The sequence below is a fragment of the Bremerella alba genome (assembly GCF_013618625.1).
Classification (GTDB): domain Bacteria; phylum Planctomycetota; class Planctomycetia; order Pirellulales; family Pirellulaceae; genus Bremerella; species Bremerella alba.
This window is the reverse complement of the sequence record NZ_JABRWO010000007.1, coordinates 197,048-213,806: the sequence shown is the minus strand read 5'-3', so window position 1 is coordinate 213,806 and position 16,759 is coordinate 197,048. Positions and strand designations below refer to the sequence as shown.

Here is a 16,759-nt window from a genome sequence, read left to right as displayed (position 1 = left end):
TAGAGCGTTCCGCGAAGATCTTTATTCCACGGTCCTATCGAGCTGATACCGTTGGCCTGCTCGAGAGGATTGGTCCTAAGGCCGATCGAAATCGCTGGCCTTTGAACGCTAGTTGGATTCGTCGTAGTAGATGACTTCTTCTTCGATGATCTGCTGAGCAGGGACCGATTCGGTCACGATCGATTCCGATGTGTACGGAGAGAATGCAGAGCCTGCCCGATGCCCACTCATTTGCGCGTCGTCGTACGCGGCATAGGAGTAGTCGAACGGATGACTACACATGGAGCAACCGACGTTGGTCATCAGTGCTAGGGAAGCGAGTAGGGTAAGCAACTTTTTCATGGCATCGCAGCCTTGCAATGTGGAAGCTGATCGTCACAGGGAGTTCGTTCCCAATCATTTTCGACCAAACCGGTTTGGTAAATTGAGTTGAATTTGACGATTGTTTCGATTTTACGGCCCCAGGCTGCTAGCAAAGTAAAAGGGACGCCTGAGCGTCCCTCTGTGTCGAATCCACGTTTTTCTGTCACTCTGGTACTAAGCGATCAGTTTATTTCGCTTGGCCATACGCTGACGTATCGGGGGCTGGGCGTCGATGATCTGCACAACATCTTGCCACTGTAGGGTTTCGGCACCCAGGGCATCGACAATCGCAAGCAGTTCTTCCCAGTCCTCGTCATTGGCAACCGAAAAACGCAGGTCGGTTCGATTGAGAGAGGCAGGGACCGGCAGCAATTCCAAAGAAAACAGTTCGGGATAATTGAGAAACGAAGTATCGACCCGATAGGCATCCGCTTTTGATTTTACTTCGCGACTGGCCTTTTCTAGAGCCTCGCTACGGATCCATTCCGAGAACAAACCGATCGACGACTGAGAAGCGGGGCAACCATCTTCCAGGCAGTACCCTACGTAGTCTTTGTCGCTCCGCATTTGAGCTGTGATCGAGAGCCGATCAATCAACACGGGATCGCAGAACGGTGTTTCCAGCGGAATTCGTACGATGGAATCGGATGGGTACTGACGGGATGCGTCGGCCAACCGTGCCAGGGGTGTTTCCTTCTTGCTCAGGTGACAAGGGATGTCGAGTGGGATGAGGGAAACTAAATCGCGATATTGCGGCTGATCGGGCATGACCACGACAATACCTTCGATCAATTCCGCTTCCGAGATACGACGCACCAGCCATTCAATGAGTGGGGTCGAATTCAATTTCCGAGCGGCCAGTTTGCTGGGGGTTAGGCTGGCATCTTGGTGGGATCCAGGGGCCAACATAATTTCGTCGTCGATTTGGACGATGGCGAGATTTTTCATCGCGTCAATCCTTTATTGCGGGGGGGAGCAGTGTCCGACACTGTGCATTTTGGGGGTCGCACCCACTCAGTTTATAGGGGGGCGCGCATCTTCGTCAATCGACTTCTGGAAAGCTTAGATATCGCGATGCATCGCAGAGAAATAATTAGGTAGGAAATCGAATAGCAAGTTGTTCGAAGATACGTTGGTCGTGTAACGATTCAGCCACGAATTGCGCACCATCAAATAAATGTTCGCGGCTGTGGTCGCCTGGTACCGCAATGGCGTGCGTGCCGGCGTCGATGGCAGCTTTGCAGCCGGTATGGCTATCCTCAAAGACCACAATTTCGCTGGGTGAAAGCTCCAGACGATCTGCCGCTGCTAAGTAGATTTCTGGATGGGGCTTGCCATGCTCTACTTCATCGCCGCCAATCACAAATTGAAGTTCAGGTGTGATGTTGAAGCGACCTAATAAGTCGATCGCTGTATCTCGCCGTGCACTGGTACATACGGCGACAGGGTATTTGGCTTCCAGGATCGATTTAAACAACTCGGTAAAACCAGGCATAAGTCCGAGGGACGTTTCCAGGATGTCAGCGAAAATATCTTCCGACTCTTGGTGGAGCGTCTCGATGGAATCGGCCAAATCGTGCCAGTCAATCATGACTTGAAACGCTTTAGGAGCCGGTCGGCCCATCATCGCATCGGTAAGATCTTTCGTTAACGAGAGGCCTCGGCGACGAAGGATTTCAGTAGAAACCTGGGGGTAGAGCATCTCAGTATTCAAGATGGTACCGTCCATGTCGAAAACGACCGCATTTAATTCAGACATGCTTACTTGGCTTGTTAAAGACCTTACAAAGGAAATGCAATGGAGTGTGCTGAAGTTCCGTTTTCGCATCTTGATCGCAAATACCCAAGAGGGGCCACGTTGCCAAATCCGCATTCGAGATGATATACTTGTGATCTTCACCCAAGACGCGGTTAAAAACGCGTTGTTTTGGGTTGCCAGGGGATGTGGCGAAACTGGCAGACGCGCTAGATTTAGGATCTAGTTCCGCAAGGAGTGCAGGTTCAATTCCTGTCATCCCCACTTTTTTCTTTCGTATCAGACGCAGTTTTCAATGACTGTCTGGCCACTCGTAAGAGTGGGGTCTTGTTCTGATGTTCTTCCCATGGTCGTCAAACCACCCAAACTGTGCGCCCTGTTTAACGCTTCGGGGGGCCTGCTTTTGACGACGAGCGGATTACCCAAAAGAGTTAAGTGATATGCGTGTTTTAGGTAAATAGGACAATTGTTTTTCTTTCATGGGCGAAAGTGGCTACGAGGTATAGCACGAGGGTGTCCTATGTACATGAAAGCGATATAGTAAGGAACTACACTTCACCTGCAACTCAAGTCAGTGTGAAGTAGCGCCCCGAATGACTCCTAGATTGCTAGTTCATTGCGGTTTGTCAGCATTCTAGATAAACACAAGTCGACGATTAGGAAATGTGGGTCTAGACTAAGATTGGGCCTTGGGCGAGGCATACTGAAAACGTCATAGATTGAACTATTGGAAGTTAAAGTACTAAGCATGGCAAAACGAGCTACCAACAAACCATCAAAAGCAGATGCGATTCGAAATTTCCAACAAGATAACCCCGAAGCATCGCCTACCGTAGTAGCGGACGCTTTGAAGAAAGCCGGCTACAAGGATGTAACGCCACAGTATGTGAGCACCATCAAGTCGATGGACAAAAGAAAAGCAAATGGTCCCACAAAAAGTGGCAAAATCACTGCCGATGATTTGATGACGGCAAAGGAATTTGTGGACACGATCGGCGGCGTTGGCCGAGCGAAGCAAGCGATGGAAATGCTTAGCAAGTTGACCCACTAAATTCATAGTGTCCTGTTAACAGGCACACTATCTTCGAATTAATGCTTGAACTCGCGGACTGGAATCTGTTGCCATGTCCGCTTTCAAGCGTCTTAGCAGCCGTGGGTCGCTTGATGTTAAAAGAGCAGCCACGGCACTATACCTGACCCCCTCATCTGGGTCTTTGGTCATGTAGTAAAGCCAGTGAGTCCGATCATCCCGAGGCATGACGGGAAGTTCTCGAACGAGCTGTAGGCGTTGGGCTACATCAGGGTGGGTAAGTCTTGTCGCAAGTTCTAAGTCATCTGCGTTGAAGTTTCGCGACATAAGTGTTTCTCTAGCATGCTGTACCATGCGCGTATTTTGTAGATGCAACTTCCACATAATCTCAAGCGTGGTGAGACGACTTAAGTCGGGAAGCGACTCTGTCACGCGGGGACCAAGCGGAAGCTGTTTCGGACTTTCTGTCATGGTGGGTAACTTCAGCGGCTGATCGATTGCGACGCGCCGATTGGCTCGAAGTACCTCTGCGTCTTTGTGGACATGCCCCTGTTGCTTGGGAAGAGACCCGATCGAGTGGTGGATATCGCCTGGTATCGATTGCTGTTTCCATGGGAGTCCTCCGCGCAAGTCGACATCACCTAAGCGACTGAAATTGGCTGAACTTTCCATCGCAGTATCGCTAGGTTGGGTGCTTTTCAGGTAATCCAGCACCATCTGGTCGCTGGCTGCCAGATGAGCCGAGGGAGACGGTGGACTACTCTCACGAAGAATATCCTCTATCGCTAAAAGAAACGGCCCTTGCTCTGGCGAGGACGTTCCCAGGTCCCAGTTGGACATCTGACTTGCCATGCGATACACGCGGCTGCGAGTTGGCTGCTGATAGTTGGGCAGTTCTTCTTTTAATGCCTGGGCTAGGCGATGTGCCTGGTCGGCAATGGCTAATCCAGGCTGGGCCTGAAGTTGGTCGATCCGGAGCTGCATCTGGTGCGACGCTTCCAAGGCGAGGACGGTTCGGTTCGAGCCCATCCAACGAGCGATATCTTGATAGGGAGTCGAAGAGTTCTTCAGAGCGTTCTCCATTCTCACCCCAATCTCAGACTCGGGGGCGTTCAAAACTAATTCATCCATGCGCTCCGGCAGCCAAACCCACGTTGTCAGGATGCTGAATCCAACCGACGCCGCTAGCAGCATACCCAGCAGAATCGCCGTGGTTTTAATGGGGCGAAGTTGGCTCTCGGTTGGTTTTTCCATGGATTGAATTTAGCGAGGGAACGGCTCTTTGAAGCGGTATTTGCCGGAATCCAGCAAACGCTAGCACTTCGTTCGGTTTAGGAATCTAAGAATGATTGTGGCGATCATAGCGATTCAACCGATTTAAGGGTAAGGCCATCTCAGCCATCGCGAAGCCTATGGGGAATGCTTGCATGCCGATAATCCGAAATTCATCCAACCCAACTTGTCTTCTCGAATCGATTTTGCGCTCTTGGATGTGCATTGCGGGAGTCGTTCTTGTACTGGGATTGCTACAAGTGTCGCCGCTCAAAGCCGACGAACCGGAGGCTGAGTTAGTCAGTTTCGGTCGTGAAGAAAAGCAGGACGCGCTGCGCAAGATTCCCTTTTCACAGTTGCGACCTCAGGATCAAAATCGCGTATCTCAGGTTGTCAAAGATCCGAGCATCTTTCGACGACTACCGGTGCAGGTGATCGATTGTGATCCAGAAATATACGCATTTCTGGTTAGCTATCCGGAAGTGGTCGTCAACATCTGGGAACTGATGGGGATTACCAGTGTTCATGTGCAGCGGGTAAGCCCCACAACCTTTCATGCGAATGATGGCGCCGGCACTGTTAGCAATGTGGATATCGTCTATGCCGATGGCGAAACAAACATCTTCTTCGCCCAGGGATATTACGAAGGGCCGCTGGCACCCACCAAGATCGTAGCCAACTGCGTGCTCGTGCTTCAGTCAGGCTATACCAAAGCGGCTCAGGGCCAGACATTCGTCTCGAATCGCCTGGATGTCTTCGTCAAATTTGAAAGTCGTGGGGCTGATTTTCTGGCTCGCACACTTCATCCGCTGATTGGCAAGACGGCTGACTATAACTTTGCCGAGACGTCGTCTTTCATCGGGAAGATCTCACGAAACGCAGAAGACAACGTCACTGGAATGCACAACATGGTCTCGCGTTTACAGAAAGTCGACCCAACGGTTCGTAAGCAGTTTGGCGAGGTCGTGACACGCGTGTACCAGCGCAAGGTGGTTGCCGAACGTGGAGTCCAGCAGCAATTCGATAATACGCCTGACGATGAGCCACTGCCGCTCGCAGCGGCACCGGTTCGAGAGCCGGCTTTGTTGCCGAAGCAGCCTGAGCAAGTAGCCTTGCGTCCTATCGAACCGGCGGTGCCGGAAGAGGACGCCGCTTCCAGTTCCTTGGGGGCGATCCCTCGGAAGCGTTTTGCAGAACTGCGTCGCTAATTCGACTCGCTCTGAGAAGACGCAGCCGAGGCGTTGTCGGCGAATCGCGTCGTAGCGATTTCCTTGAGCTCTTTCAGGTCGAGCTTGCCGGTACCGAGAATCGGAATCTTTTCCACTTCCATGAAGCTCTCGGTGGATGGAATGAATAGGTTCGGTAGGCCAGCTTGCTTTAATCGCTGGCAGACATCCTGAGGGGTAAGCGGAAGGGGCGTGTGGACAACCACGATGCGTTCCCCTTTGGTGGGATGCTCGACGGCAGTGACGGCAACCGCTAGTTCTTCGCACTCGTTCGGGCCGAGAATCTGCTCGATTGCTTCTTCGATCCGAACGTGCGGGATCATTTCGCCACCGATTTTTGAGAAGCGACTTACTCGACCGGTGATTTTCAAAAAGCCGTCTTCGTCGATCAGTGCCACGTCGCCTGTTTTGTACCAGCCGTCGTTAAGGACTTCGGCGGTTTCTTCAGGTTGATCCAGGTAGCCCTGCATGACGTTGGGTCCGGTGATATAGAGCATGCCGGGTTCATTGACCCCTTTTTCTTCTCCCGTATCGAGGTCGATGATTTTCGCGGCAACGTTGGGAATCGGACGTCCCACGGTTCCTTCCTTGCGGTCGATCTGGAAGTTATCAACCGAGCGGGCCGGGGGAATGTTCACGGAGACCAACGGCGAAAGTTCGGTTGCCCCGTAGCCTTCGACGGGTCGGACACCAAACTTTTGCTCGAACGATTCGCACAGGTCAATGGGCAACTTCTCGGCACCGGCAACCACGATTTCTAAGGTCGCGAAGTCTTCCTTATCAACGCGGCGTAAGTAGCTGCGGAGGAATGTAGGCGTCACTAAGATCACGGTACCGCGGTGCTTCTTGGTAAGATTGCCGATCACCTTGGGTTCTAGGGGACTGAAGTGGTAGGCCGACTTCACGTCGATACCAAACATCGTCCATAGCGTGACGGTGTAGCCAAACGAATGGAAGAACGGCAGGACACCGACAATCACGTCTTGGCGATTCAGATGCACCATCTGTTGAATTGCCTGAACGTTGGACGAAATGTTCGCGTTGGTCAACTGCACGCCTTTGGGGACACCGGTCGACCCAGACGTAAAGATGACGGTGAGGGTATCGTCTGGCCCAATCTTGTTCAGTCCGTACGTGCGATCCAGCACCCAGCTAGGGATCACAAAGGACGTGAACGCACAGCTTATTTTGTCCCAGAGGGTAGGCTTGTCTTTCAGATCTTCAAGATAGACCACTTCGCAATCGAGGTCCCAGTTGAACTTCTCCATGAAGCGGCGACTGGTCAGCACCGACTTGATACCGCATTTGTTAATGCAGTGGTTCATCACTTCGTTGCTCGTCGTGTAGTTCAAGTTGACGGCAATGCGGTGATCGAGGGCCAAGGCTCCGTTGACCGCAGCACCAGCGACCGACGGAGGCAACAAGACCCCCACGTACTGTTCTTCGGCAGGTGAACGGAGGATATGTCGCTTGAGCAATCGACGGAGTACCAGGATGCGCGTCAGGAAGACGCCGCCGGTCAGGTCGACGCCGGTCGAGTCAGCCACCTTGGTCATGAATAGCCGACGTTTGCAAACACGAAGAAGAGTTTTGGCTGGGGGAATCACGCGTTCAACTCGTCGCTCGAAGGCGATCGCTCCTAGCTGCTGGACGGCCTGGCGGATGACATGAATGCCGTAAGGCGGGTCGATAGGCTCGCCGAAATGAATGGAGATGGGGGTCTGCCAACTGCGAGGAAGTTTCCAGAAGAACTTTCCGTCGCTGAATGTAAAGATACTCCCCCAGAGTTCGTCGATAAAGACTGGCACGACCGGGGCGGAAGTTCCTTCCACCATTTTCAAGAGGCCTGGTTTGAAGCCTTGGATTTGTCCACTTCGCGTGATGCCTCCCTCGGCAAAAACGCAAACCAGTTCCCCGTTCTCGATCGCTTCTCGTCCTCGTTGAAGCGCCTTCTGAATGCCTTTGGGGCCTTTGTCGATAAGGATGGCACCGTGGTACTCGACAAATTTGCGGAACCATTCACTTTTGAAGTTCCCACCCCAGACCAACATGCGAACCGGTCGGCTGCTGGTGAGCATTAACAGCACCCCGTCGAGCCACGAAACGTGATTCGAGACTAACAGTGCCCCCCCTTCCGCAGGCAGGTTCTCGCGGTCATGCACCCGAATGCGATAGAAGGATTCGCTGGCCAGCCAAACAAGGAATCGCAGTGAGTTCTGCGGAAGTAAGTACAGGATGTAGAACAAAATCGGAATGGTAACGACACCGCAGAGAAAGAAGATTTGACGCGAACTGAGTAGCGGCAAATTGGTCGCTTGAAAGTAGATCTCGGCGACAAGTTGTTTGTACTCGGGATACTTGTCGATGATTTCACTCCGATCAATCGGGTTTTGATCGGAGAAGGCCTGATGCAATTGGGTCATCAGCAGCGACGCAAACGCGTAGGTCTGCTCGTCTTTGTCTGACGCGATCGATTTCGCGATGTTTAACGGTGAGTCGTACTTCTTGCCTGCGATGATATCGGCGCGGAGCTGCTGAGTTTGCTGGGCGACTTGCTTTGAAAATTCAGGCGAGATCTCTAGTTCAGCAACTTGCTCGACATTGTTGACATTGCCTTCGTACACCGGTGTCCGAAGAATCGAAAACACCACAGAAATAACCAGGATGCCACCAAAGGTGATGAAATTAGTGGCGGCTAAGATTGTGCCACGTTTTTCAGCCGGAGCTCGATGTTGCAGGAAGGAAGCCAGTGGCACCTCAAACAGTCCAGCCGATAACCCCATCAAAAAGAGCAGGGAACTGGCCACAAAGAATACGAAGTTCCAGTGACCATCAGCACCGACAATCGGAGAAGGGCAGATGAATAGTAGGAACGAGCAAATGGCCAATCCAGTCGCCCCGAGCGGGAGGATCCCCATCTCGACGTGTCCTTGCGACCAGTATCCAGCCAAGATACATCCCACCGCGGTTCCTACGACAAGCACGGCGAGTAATGGTCCTACGTCGGCTTGGGTCGTGGTGCCGCTTTCGGCTGCGAACTGGTCGATATTCAGCTGCGCCAGCGCAGCCAACGTCCAGAAGAACGCGCTGCCCATCGCTACGTAAAAAATGGCCTTGTTAGCCCGAAGTTCTTTGAGATCCTTGACCACGCTGCGGAAAGGATTCCAGGGGAACTTAAGATTCGGCTGATTGCTCGGAAGATTTTGTATCCACAAGCTGGTCCCAATTCCGACCGCAGCGAACCCGACCATAATCAGTCCGGCCAGCCAGAGGTTGGTCTCTCCCTGGTGAGTCCAGTCGCTCAGCAAATTCCCTACGACGGTTCCCAGGGCTGTAGCTACCACCGTCGCGAGACCGATGATCCCATTGGCCGACGAAATATGCTTTGTCTTAAGTATCTCTGGGATGGCGCCAAGTTTCGCAGGCCCATACATGGCGCTTTGTGCGCCGAGAAAGAAGACCACGCTGAACAGCCAGAAGAGCTGCCCGCTCCAGGCGAGCATGATCCCGAGCATCATGATCACAATTTCAGCAATTTTGCACCAAATAATCACACTTCGCTTGCTGTAGCGATCGGCAAAGAATGCGGCGTGCGGCGCAAAAATCAGGTATGGGGCAACCATGCACGCCGTACCGGCCATCAGGATGGTACCCACGTGTTCAGGTTGTTGTTCTTTGCCGATGCCGATTGCGAACCAACGAAAAATGTTGTCGTTCGCGGCACCCAAGAATTGCGTCAATACCAGGCCAATAAAGCTCGACGACGACAGGTTACTTAGTTCGTCGTCGTGCTCTCGGATGGTGGGCTCATGGACGCCGGGGGCCATACATCTATTCCGCGCGATGATTGCGATGCTTGCAATTCCGTAAGACTAGCCGATTTGCGACGTTTAACCAACGCCACAACTCGTCTATCGGCCTCAATTGCCGACGCTTTCTTCGCGTATTTTCCTCGCTCGCAAGACACAAGCGTGGATAAGATTTTCCGATTTCCGCCGAAGTTTGCCCGTATGAAGATGGGATCGACAGGAATTAGGCCTGCAGATTGGCATCAATAAGTCGCCGCATCGTTTCTTGCAGCTGCTCGGGCATAAACGGCTTGACCATAAAGTCCTGAGCCCCTTTTCGCACCGATTCGGCGACCAGCGAGGTCTGATTCAATGCACTCACCATGACAACTTTGGCGTTGGGGTCATGGTCCATGATCTGCTGAAGCCCGTAAATGCCGTCATGCTCCGGCATGACAATATCCATGGTCACGGCATCCGGTTTCAGTTGCTGGTACATTTCACAGGCTTCCTTGCCATTCTGCGCTTCGCCGGCGAGCGTCCAGCCGTCTTCTGTCAGCGAATCGATGACAAGTTTGCGCATCAACATCGAATCGTCACAAACAAGCACGCGGCCACGTGATGGATTGGATGTGCTCATGGTTACTCTGTCCAGCTTGGAAAAATATTACCGACACGCAAGGTTTGTCCCTGCACGCTCCTTATATGGATAGGTCAAGGATCCGAAGCAAGCGCGGAGTGATGCGGTGGAATTGAAGTTCTTCGAGCCAGCATGGTCCCTTTGTCGGAAAATTCGCTACGTCCCCTATGTTCCGAGAAATCGATACAGCAGCGAGGATCCTTGGTTTGGCAGATAAGCTCAGACTGGCCACGTTTTTGTTTCGAAGAATAGAGTAACGGATCCGATCGTTGGGTCCGAATTTCACCACACACCAAGTTTTCAGCGATTCGGCGGAGCTGACCGTGGAAATCAATCGCAATCAATATTTCATGATCGGAGTTGTACTGCTCGCCCTGGGTATTCAATTCCGCATGGTCGACTCGGTGACCCTGACCCAAGAGGCGAGTCAATTTCTCACCAAGCAGTTCAACTCGAAGAAGGCCGATCCCAGCGAAGTGCCAACAGCCTTTGTTGCCGCCGCTGAAAACTCGAATATCATCTCGGCCAAGAAGACGATCAAGCCACCGCAGTGGTTGGGCTGGGCACTCATCTCGATGGGGGCCGTCCTCGTGCTTCATAGTCTGGCGATGCCCAAGCCTGGTTAGCTGCAATTGATAGGCGGCACTTCTTGCTTACCTGCCAGCGTTGCCATGGTGTGTTCACAGACTCCGCAGCGCCCCATGTCGTTGCCGATCTCTGCCGGGCAAGCTTGCCTGGGCTCTTGTTTCCAAAAGCAATTCGTGAGCACCTCGGAATCGAACCGCCGCTTTAGCGGGATGGTGATTGCGACGTTTATCGTTTCAAACGCCTCGTCGCGAAGGCTCTCTGGAGAGGGGAAAAGTAAGCTCCTTGCAATCGGTGTAAACGATACCGGAATTGTAAGGAATCACGCGAAACTTATCAGAATTGACATCCTCGTTCTTAACTGTATCCGAATATACTTATATTAGATCACTGATTTTCTCCAATGCAAAATTGGGACAGAGAAAGTTGTGATGGCTAATGCCAGCGCTTACCCCACTTGGGGCGATCAAGATACTTTCCAACAAACTACAGGTTCAAGAGTTTCCCGAATGCGAGGATGCCCGAGCACTCGAAGCCTTTCTCTATCTATGCGCTAGAATCAAGGGCTTGAGAAGCGATGCTGAACGCCAAGCGTCGTACCAAGAGGAATCACTTAACCAATGCCGCCACGAGTTCGAGTTCATTGAGCTGGTACTCGTTCGCTTGCGCACCTTCCTCGATCTCACGCGCCCGTTGGAGCCAATGGAGATCGTCTCGGCAATGTCAACGCTCCAGTTCTTGGCCCGCCGATTGACGGTTCCCTACGATGATTGGGATCTCGATCAACGCGATTCGCCCGATCTTGCGGAGTTATGCGTAGAACTTGAATAGTGCCCTGGTTTATTGGGGGGTGGGTCTATCCGTTCGCTTACATGCGTCTTAACGATGGATTTAAATAGAGACCTTCTCAGTCAACAATTGTTCCAAACTGAGAAGGTCCCCAGGAAGCGTCTCCTGCGGCCCTATTAATCCCAAGATGAGATCTGGATTATGTACAGGACATTTTCCAGGAGCAAGGCAACCTCGACGATGATCGTTTCTGTCCCACGTTCGTCTCGGGGAAGCCTGGCCGGCCGCCTTGTGCGGCCGGCCTCTTTTTCTTGGCACTAGCCTAAGGAACCGCAAAATCTGCTACTGACTGAAATCGCAAAAATCCAGTCATCTTCTTTAACGGACAAGGAAGCACCGCCACCAATCTGCAGAATAATATCGGCTTGACCGACAAGGGCGTTAGAATGATCAAACTTGGTGGATACATTCAGGCCATGTCGACTATCGTTTGTTCAGTAGTACTCAGATAGAGCTTGTAGTGATTTAACTACGGAGTGGTGTATGGCATATATCGAGGATTCTCATCTCCATAGAAACGCGAATTGCCACGTAGGACATTCGCATCGCGTAGGGAACTGTACGGTCGCAGGCGAACGTCTTCCATGCTGGCGGAGAACGTTCCTTGGCCAGGAACGACCAACTTGATTACCAACGTCCCAAGGGGCGAGACACTGCCATCGGTGGCCGGCGAGATCGCTTGATAGGGGAGTCGTGCGACGCGTGAGTCGTAACGCGGAATCGTTTGATTGAGCGGGATTCGCCAACTGCCGATCTTCATGAATCGTGCTCCTTGCCCATGCGGAACGCTCGAGAAAGAGGCCTTTTGGAACGTATAAAGTTCCGCTTCCAGATGACCCCGCGCCGCCGTAGGAAGTCCCTGCGAGTCCTCAGGCGTAAAGGTAATCTCTAGGCCGTCGACGCTCGGGTCGCTATCCCAGTTTTTGAACGTCGCCCAAGACGAGACACTGGAAACGGGGGCAGTCGTGGGGCCAGCTTCCATTTGCTCGACCGCCACTTCGTTTTCTCGAGGGGCGAGTGAAGGGCCGATCGTAATCACATCAACCGGCCCTTCAGGTTGACCTTCCATGGTCTGGACTTTCGTGATCAGCATTGCCAGTTTTTCAAACGAGGCAGGAAGTTCGTTGATCGTCAGATGCCGAATGGCTGTCCACGAGATAGGACGACTGAGAGCAATCGACCCGCGGTTCGTCGTGATATGAACGGTATTGAAGTCACTCTTGGGTGAGATCTTGCCGCGGAACGTTCTACCGCTAGCGGTTGTCAGCTCGACGATCGCGGAGGGATCGAGGTCTTGGGCAAGCACGTGCCCGGTTGCCAGGCTGAGGAAGCTACCAATGACAAACAGAAAAGCAACGCCAACCGGAGCGATCGAAATGGAAGTCATGGAGTCGTACATGGTCGTCTGCAATTCGCACTAGGTTCTAGAGATGAGGTTCTCCTTTCCAACTGCAGCCTGGGTGCCAAGCTTTCGAGATAAAAGTTGTCATTAGCTGTAAGTGACTATGTGCAAGTGGGTTATGGCTAGTCTTTATGGCTGCTCATTTGTTCCTAAAAGGCAACGAAGATGATTTTTCACACCGCGATGATTTCCTAAGTCATCACGATAATTCTCAAGCTACACTTTGGCAGTTTTTCGTTCGACGATACTGGTGACGTGAGATTCGGCTGTGAGAAAATTGCTACCGTGCCTGTTGAGTTTCTTCTGCGTTGTGATGACCTGCTTAGTCGCCATGGCTCCACCAGAGCGAGCGGCATTGGCCGAAGAAAACGTGGCCCCAGTGACCGACCGAATGAAGTCGGCACAGCAGTTTCAAGAAAAGATGAAGCGGCTTCGCGAAGGGGCGGAAATCGTGGACTCGGAAGGGACTTTCGAGTGGATCGGTGATCGTCTGAGCTTCGTACAAGACGGAGGAGATACGGTCCTCAAGATATTAGAAAATCGAATGATGGAACGAGTGGTTCTGGCTCAAGAAAGCTCGACGGGTGAGTTAGTTTGGGTCGTTTCTGGGACCGTTACCGAGTACCGCGGGGGTAACTTCCTGCTGATAAAGCACGTGGTGCTTACCGGTAAGCGGGGCGAATAAGTGATTGAAAAGGTCGGGATTCGGTGATCGGACAAGTTTCACGGAAACCTGCTATACCGTTGACAGCGCGTAAGTGGAAATTATCATAGGCTTTAGCGTTTGAGACGATTTTGGCGCTGAAGTGGCCTGTAAGATTCTCAGAATGCTCATTTTTCCTTTGTATTCGCGAATCGCGCTGCGTTAGAATTCTGCGAAGTCTTCAGGTAAAGGAATTGAAAGCAATGTCGGACCAAAAGCGCCTCAAAGTAACCGAGGTGGAGGACGTCACCGTAGTTGAATTCAAGGATCGCAAGATCTTGGATGACGTCCAGATACAAGAAATTGGGCAAGAATTTAGCGACCTGGTAGAGGTCGCTAAGAAGCGGAGCATTTTGCTGAATTTCTCACATGTTGAATTCCTATCGAGTTCGGCATTGGGGAAACTGATTAGCCTCGACAAGCAGGTGAAGCAGCAGGATGGGCATCTGAAGATGAGCAACATTCGCCCGGAGATTATGGAAGTATTTGCCATAACGCGGCTGAATAAGTTGTTTGATATTAAGGACGACGTTCCCGACGCATTGGCCGCCTTTCGTGGTTAATTGGGAGTCCCTGTTTTCCGTTAAGGGATTTTGTCGCTAAACTAGTGCTATCACCCGTCTTTCGTCGACGTGTCTAGCGGCCAGCAGACAATCAGTCAGGAAGAAGGCGTTCCTGACTGGCTTTTCCCGTAACACTCCTCCCATTCGTGATTGCGCTTAGTTATGGGCGATGACAACAACTGGCTTTGGTCTAACCAGGAAACAATTCCTAGTGATACGGCCGAAGGACAGCGTCTCATTAAAGAATTGCTGACCCAGCTCGACCGTGCCGAGTGGGCCACGCATGACTGCTTCGGCATTCACTTGGCAGCCGAAGAGGCCATCGTCAACGCGATTAAACACGGAAATAAGCAAGATCCCAACAAATCGGTCGAAGTCGACATGCGCGTGGGAAAAGAGCGTGTCCTAATTCACATTACCGACCAGGGCCCAGGCTTCACCCCAGACGCGGTCCCAGACCCCACGCTAGACGAAAATCTGGACGTCCCATCCGGCCGCGGCGTTATGCTGATCAAGGCCTACATGAGCGAAGTCTCTTACAACGAAAAGGGCAACTCGGTTCGGATGGTGAAAAACCGTTCCCAGTAGCCACCGCGAGCAGCCAATTTTCGATAGGAAGCAGAACCTTCTGTCAGGAAAATTGTCTTCTTCGATAAGACCGGAATCCTTTCTTGACATCCGCCTCACAACTTTCGTGATAGGTGCCCTTGAAAGGGAAAAGGAAAAACGTAAACTTAGCTGTTCCTCTGATCCCCTGTAGCTCAGTTGGTAGAGCAGGCGGCTGTTAACCGCCTTGTCGCAAGTTCGAGTCTTGCCGGGGGAGCTATGACCCCGAGTCATCCACTTAACAAAATTCTTATGGCCCTTTTCACTCCGATAAAGTTTGTCCATGATAGACGAGGAAAGGTTCTATCCCAGGACGGTTCGTCCTGGGCATGTAGATTTCCTCGCTGTCAATGTTACTTTCCATTATTCCATCTTCTCGATGTCGCCCGGCTTCCAACTGCCGTCCATCGCGGCTTTCTGCGGAACATAGAGCCGTAAGATCACAAAGTACCCACGTCCAGGTACCGTGGCCAGCCAGTTGTTCTCGCCTTCCTCCGGTGCCTTGGGGCTCAATGATAAGACGGTACTGCCATCATCCTCTTGAACGGGTTTATTGAGTTTCCCCAAGGAAGGAAACGGTTGCCCGTTGGCCAGCCCGGACGCGTTCTCAGCTTCATAAAGCGTCACTGACCAGAACAGTTCGGCCGGGATATTGGGAGGAAGGTTGAGCTTGTAGCTGTTCTCGCCATCGAGCCAATTCCCGTCTGCATCTTTAAAGGCAATCATATAGAACGCCCCTTTTCCAGGCGTCATCGAGACCATGCCTGGGCTGATGGAATAGTAGTCGGTGAAGAACCACGCTCGGGCATCCAGATTGCGATAGCCATGCTGGCTGTCGTTCCAACTCAGGTCGACAAAAGCATCAGGCCAGCGTGAAGAGACGTTATTAACTGGGTTGAGCCATTGTCGATCTTCGTAGACGTGGAAGTCGGTGTCTCCCAGCGTCGCCTCCATACCGATGACGCGTGTGGTATCGTAGCCAGACTTAGCCGCATTCGCGAGAATCTCTTGTGTCGTATCGTCAGGTTTGAATGGTTTTCCTTCGACAATTCCAAGTCCAGCCAGCATGCCGAGCCAATCGGGGCCTGCGAGATTCTTGCCCTCCGAATCGACGAGCCATTTGAGTTGCTCAAACGCGGTGAAGTCGGTTCTAGGTAGCATCTCGTGTCCGGTCTCGGAGGCGTCCTTGAACTCCATCGGTTTCGCTTCTTTCTTCTCGCCCAGTGGGTAAAGTACCGACTGCTTGAGGACATCCACTGCGGGGCTGATGTTGTCGAGCGACTGGTAGAAAGAACGCAGGAAGATGAAGACGTTGTTCGTACCAGAGCGATAGACGTAATATCCTTCCGGCACCTCACCTTCGTAGCCTGGCGGCAAAATCAGGAACTTGCCTCCCTTGCCCTCGTCAGGGCCTGGCAAACCAAGATCGCCAAAGTACTTTCCACCGTCCACGGGAATCGGCCGCTGCCAGAAGTCGAGGAGAATCCCTTGCAGCTTAGGGGGTGCTTCAAAAACGAGGGGACCTGTCTCGCCGACGTTTACAAAGACCATGCCGTAAATGAGGTCCGAGTTGGGCGTCGTGATGCGTGTCCTGGCGTCCAACCGTTTCGTCCAGATCGCCATGACGTTGTAACCAGTGCAGAACGACTCGTCGAAGCCATCACGCATGCCCATCGTGTTGAGTAGCGGCATAGCCCAAATGTAGATCTGCGATGCCCGTTGGAACAGCAATTCCTGCTTTAGCGTTTCCGCTGTTTCCGCGGTGGGACGATTTTTCTCGAAGGAAAGATTCGCCAAAGCATCGAATCGGTTCGACTGGGCATCAGCGGTACTCGTGAAACAAACCAATACAATGACAATTACGACATAGGCTATAATCTTCACAGTCATATTCCTGGAGAGCGGTCTAAATTCCAAACGTCAATGAGAGCTAGTGAGACGGGAACAGCAAGAGAAAGAGCACCCCGTTCGTGTTC

The 16,759-nt window shown here is 52.2% G+C and carries 15 protein-coding genes and 2 tRNA genes; 9 read left to right on the top strand and 8 right to left on the bottom strand.

The window, feature by feature from the left end:
• Positions 1-108 precede the first annotated feature (108 nt).
• The 3 genes from HOV93_RS13540 to HOV93_RS13530 form a co-directional block, all read right to left on the bottom strand.
• Positions 109-342, bottom strand: a complete 234-nt coding sequence (locus HOV93_RS13540) for a hypothetical protein (protein WP_207397040.1) — start codon at positions 340-342, stop codon at positions 109-111.
• 195 nt (positions 343-537) lie between these two features.
• A complete protein-coding gene (locus HOV93_RS13535) occupies positions 538-1,311 on the bottom strand; it encodes a cytidylyltransferase domain-containing protein (protein WP_207397039.1) in 774 nt (257 codons plus the stop codon).
• A gap of 145 nt (positions 1,312-1,456) precedes the next feature.
• On the bottom strand, positions 1,457-2,122 hold the full coding sequence (locus HOV93_RS13530; RefSeq protein ID WP_207397038.1) for an HAD family hydrolase: 666 nt from the start codon (positions 2,120-2,122) through the stop codon (positions 1,457-1,459).
• 179 nt (positions 2,123-2,301) lie between these two features.
• Here HOV93_RS13530 and HOV93_RS13525 point away from each other — a divergent pair.
• Positions 2,302-2,383, top strand: a tRNA-Leu gene (locus HOV93_RS13525).
• A gap of 463 nt (positions 2,384-2,846) precedes the next feature.
• Positions 2,847-3,170 carry a hypothetical protein gene (locus tag HOV93_RS13520; protein ID WP_207397037.1) on the top strand — a complete coding sequence of 108 codons (324 nt, stop codon included), beginning with the start codon at positions 2,847-2,849 and terminating at the stop codon, positions 3,168-3,170.
• A 27-nt stretch (positions 3,171-3,197) separates the two neighbouring features.
• Here the strand turns inward: HOV93_RS13520 and HOV93_RS13515 are convergent, their stop codons facing one another.
• Positions 3,198-4,403, bottom strand: a complete 1,206-nt coding sequence (locus tag HOV93_RS13515) for a HEAT repeat domain-containing protein (protein ID WP_207397036.1) — start codon at positions 4,401-4,403, stop codon at positions 3,198-3,200.
• Between the two features lie 278 nt (positions 4,404-4,681).
• Here HOV93_RS13515 and HOV93_RS13510 point away from each other — a divergent pair, with 278 nt between their 5' ends.
• Positions 4,682-5,629 carry a hypothetical protein gene (locus HOV93_RS13510; RefSeq protein WP_207397035.1) on the top strand — a complete coding sequence of 316 codons (948 nt, stop codon included), beginning with the start codon at positions 4,682-4,684 and terminating at the stop codon, positions 5,627-5,629.
• Here the strand turns inward: HOV93_RS13510 and HOV93_RS13505 are convergent.
• Together HOV93_RS13505 and HOV93_RS13500 are read right to left on the bottom strand one after the other, a co-directional pair.
• Positions 5,626-9,474, bottom strand: a complete 3,849-nt coding sequence (locus HOV93_RS13505; protein WP_207397034.1) for an MFS transporter — start codon at positions 9,472-9,474, stop codon at positions 5,626-5,628. The genes HOV93_RS13510 and HOV93_RS13505 overlap by 4 nt on opposite strands.
• A 205-nt stretch (positions 9,475-9,679) precedes the next feature.
• Positions 9,680-10,075: a response regulator gene (locus tag HOV93_RS13500; RefSeq protein WP_207397033.1), complete on the bottom strand. Its 396-nt coding sequence runs from the start codon at positions 10,073-10,075 to the stop codon at positions 9,680-9,682.
• Positions 10,076-10,398: 323 nt separating this feature from the next.
• Between HOV93_RS13500 and HOV93_RS13495 the strand changes: the two genes are divergently transcribed.
• The gene (locus tag HOV93_RS13495; RefSeq protein ID WP_207397032.1) at positions 10,399-10,701 is read left to right on the top strand and encodes a hypothetical protein; all 303 of its coding nucleotides are present in this window, start codon (positions 10,399-10,401) and stop codon (positions 10,699-10,701) included.
• Between the two features lie 397 nt (positions 10,702-11,098).
• On the top strand, positions 11,099-11,491 hold the full coding sequence (locus HOV93_RS13490; protein ID WP_207397031.1) for a hypothetical protein: 393 nt from the start codon (positions 11,099-11,101) through the stop codon (positions 11,489-11,491).
• 487 nt (positions 11,492-11,978) lie between these two features.
• Here the strand turns inward: HOV93_RS13490 and HOV93_RS13485 are convergent, their stop codons facing one another.
• Complete coding sequence (locus tag HOV93_RS13485) at positions 11,979-12,896, bottom strand: hypothetical protein (RefSeq protein ID WP_207397030.1); 918 nt, start codon at positions 12,894-12,896, stop codon at positions 11,979-11,981.
• 283 nt (positions 12,897-13,179) lie between these two features.
• Between HOV93_RS13485 and HOV93_RS13480 the strand changes: the two genes are divergently transcribed.
• The 4 genes from HOV93_RS13480 (at position 13,180) to HOV93_RS13465 (ending at position 15,000) form a co-directional block, all read left to right on the top strand.
• On the top strand, positions 13,180-13,596 hold the full coding sequence (locus HOV93_RS13480) for a hypothetical protein (RefSeq protein ID WP_207397029.1): 417 nt from the start codon (positions 13,180-13,182) through the stop codon (positions 13,594-13,596).
• A gap of 221 nt (positions 13,597-13,817) precedes the next feature.
• Complete coding sequence (locus HOV93_RS13475) at positions 13,818-14,177, top strand: STAS domain-containing protein (RefSeq protein WP_207397028.1); 360 nt, start codon at positions 13,818-13,820, stop codon at positions 14,175-14,177.
• 162 nt (positions 14,178-14,339) lie between these two features.
• The gene (locus HOV93_RS13470) at positions 14,340-14,765 is read left to right on the top strand and encodes an ATP-binding protein (protein ID WP_207397027.1); all 426 of its coding nucleotides are present in this window, start codon (positions 14,340-14,342) and stop codon (positions 14,763-14,765) included.
• Between the two features lie 162 nt (positions 14,766-14,927).
• A tRNA-Asn gene (locus HOV93_RS13465) sits at positions 14,928-15,000 on the top strand.
• Between the two features lie 146 nt (positions 15,001-15,146).
• Here HOV93_RS13465 and HOV93_RS13460 read toward each other — a convergent pair.
• Positions 15,147-16,667: a DUF1254 domain-containing protein gene (locus HOV93_RS13460; protein ID WP_207397026.1), complete on the bottom strand. Its 1,521-nt coding sequence runs from the start codon at positions 16,665-16,667 to the stop codon at positions 15,147-15,149.
• Between the last annotated feature and the right edge of the window lie 92 nt (positions 16,668-16,759).

Excerpts from the sequence above, each read along its gene's own strand:
- HOV93_RS13540 (WP_207397040.1), bottom strand. The coding sequence starts at position 342 with ATGAAAAAGTTGCTTACCCTACTCGCTTCCCTAGCACTGATGACCAAC.
- HOV93_RS13535 (WP_207397039.1), bottom strand. The coding sequence starts at position 1,311 with ATGAAAAATCTCGCCATCGTCCAAATCGACGACGAAATTATGTTGGCC.
- HOV93_RS13530 (WP_207397038.1), bottom strand. The coding sequence starts at position 2,122 with ATGTCTGAATTAAATGCGGTCGTTTTCGACATGGACGGTACCATCTTG.
- HOV93_RS13515 (WP_207397036.1), bottom strand. The coding sequence starts at position 4,403 with ATGGAAAAACCAACCGAGAGCCAACTTCGCCCCATTAAAACCACGGCG.
- HOV93_RS13505 (WP_207397034.1), bottom strand. The coding sequence starts at position 9,474 with ATGGCCCCCGGCGTCCATGAGCCCACCATCCGAGAGCACGACGACGAA.
- HOV93_RS13500 (WP_207397033.1), bottom strand. The coding sequence starts at position 10,075 with ATGAGCACATCCAATCCATCACGTGGCCGCGTGCTTGTTTGTGACGAT.
- HOV93_RS13490 (WP_207397031.1), top strand. The coding sequence starts at position 11,099 with ATGCCAGCGCTTACCCCACTTGGGGCGATCAAGATACTTTCCAACAAA.
- HOV93_RS13485 (WP_207397030.1), bottom strand. The coding sequence starts at position 12,896 with ATGACTTCCATTTCGATCGCTCCGGTTGGCGTTGCTTTTCTGTTTGTC.
- HOV93_RS13475 (WP_207397028.1), top strand. The coding sequence starts at position 13,818 with ATGTCGGACCAAAAGCGCCTCAAAGTAACCGAGGTGGAGGACGTCACC.
- HOV93_RS13470 (WP_207397027.1), top strand. The coding sequence starts at position 14,340 with ATGGGCGATGACAACAACTGGCTTTGGTCTAACCAGGAAACAATTCCT.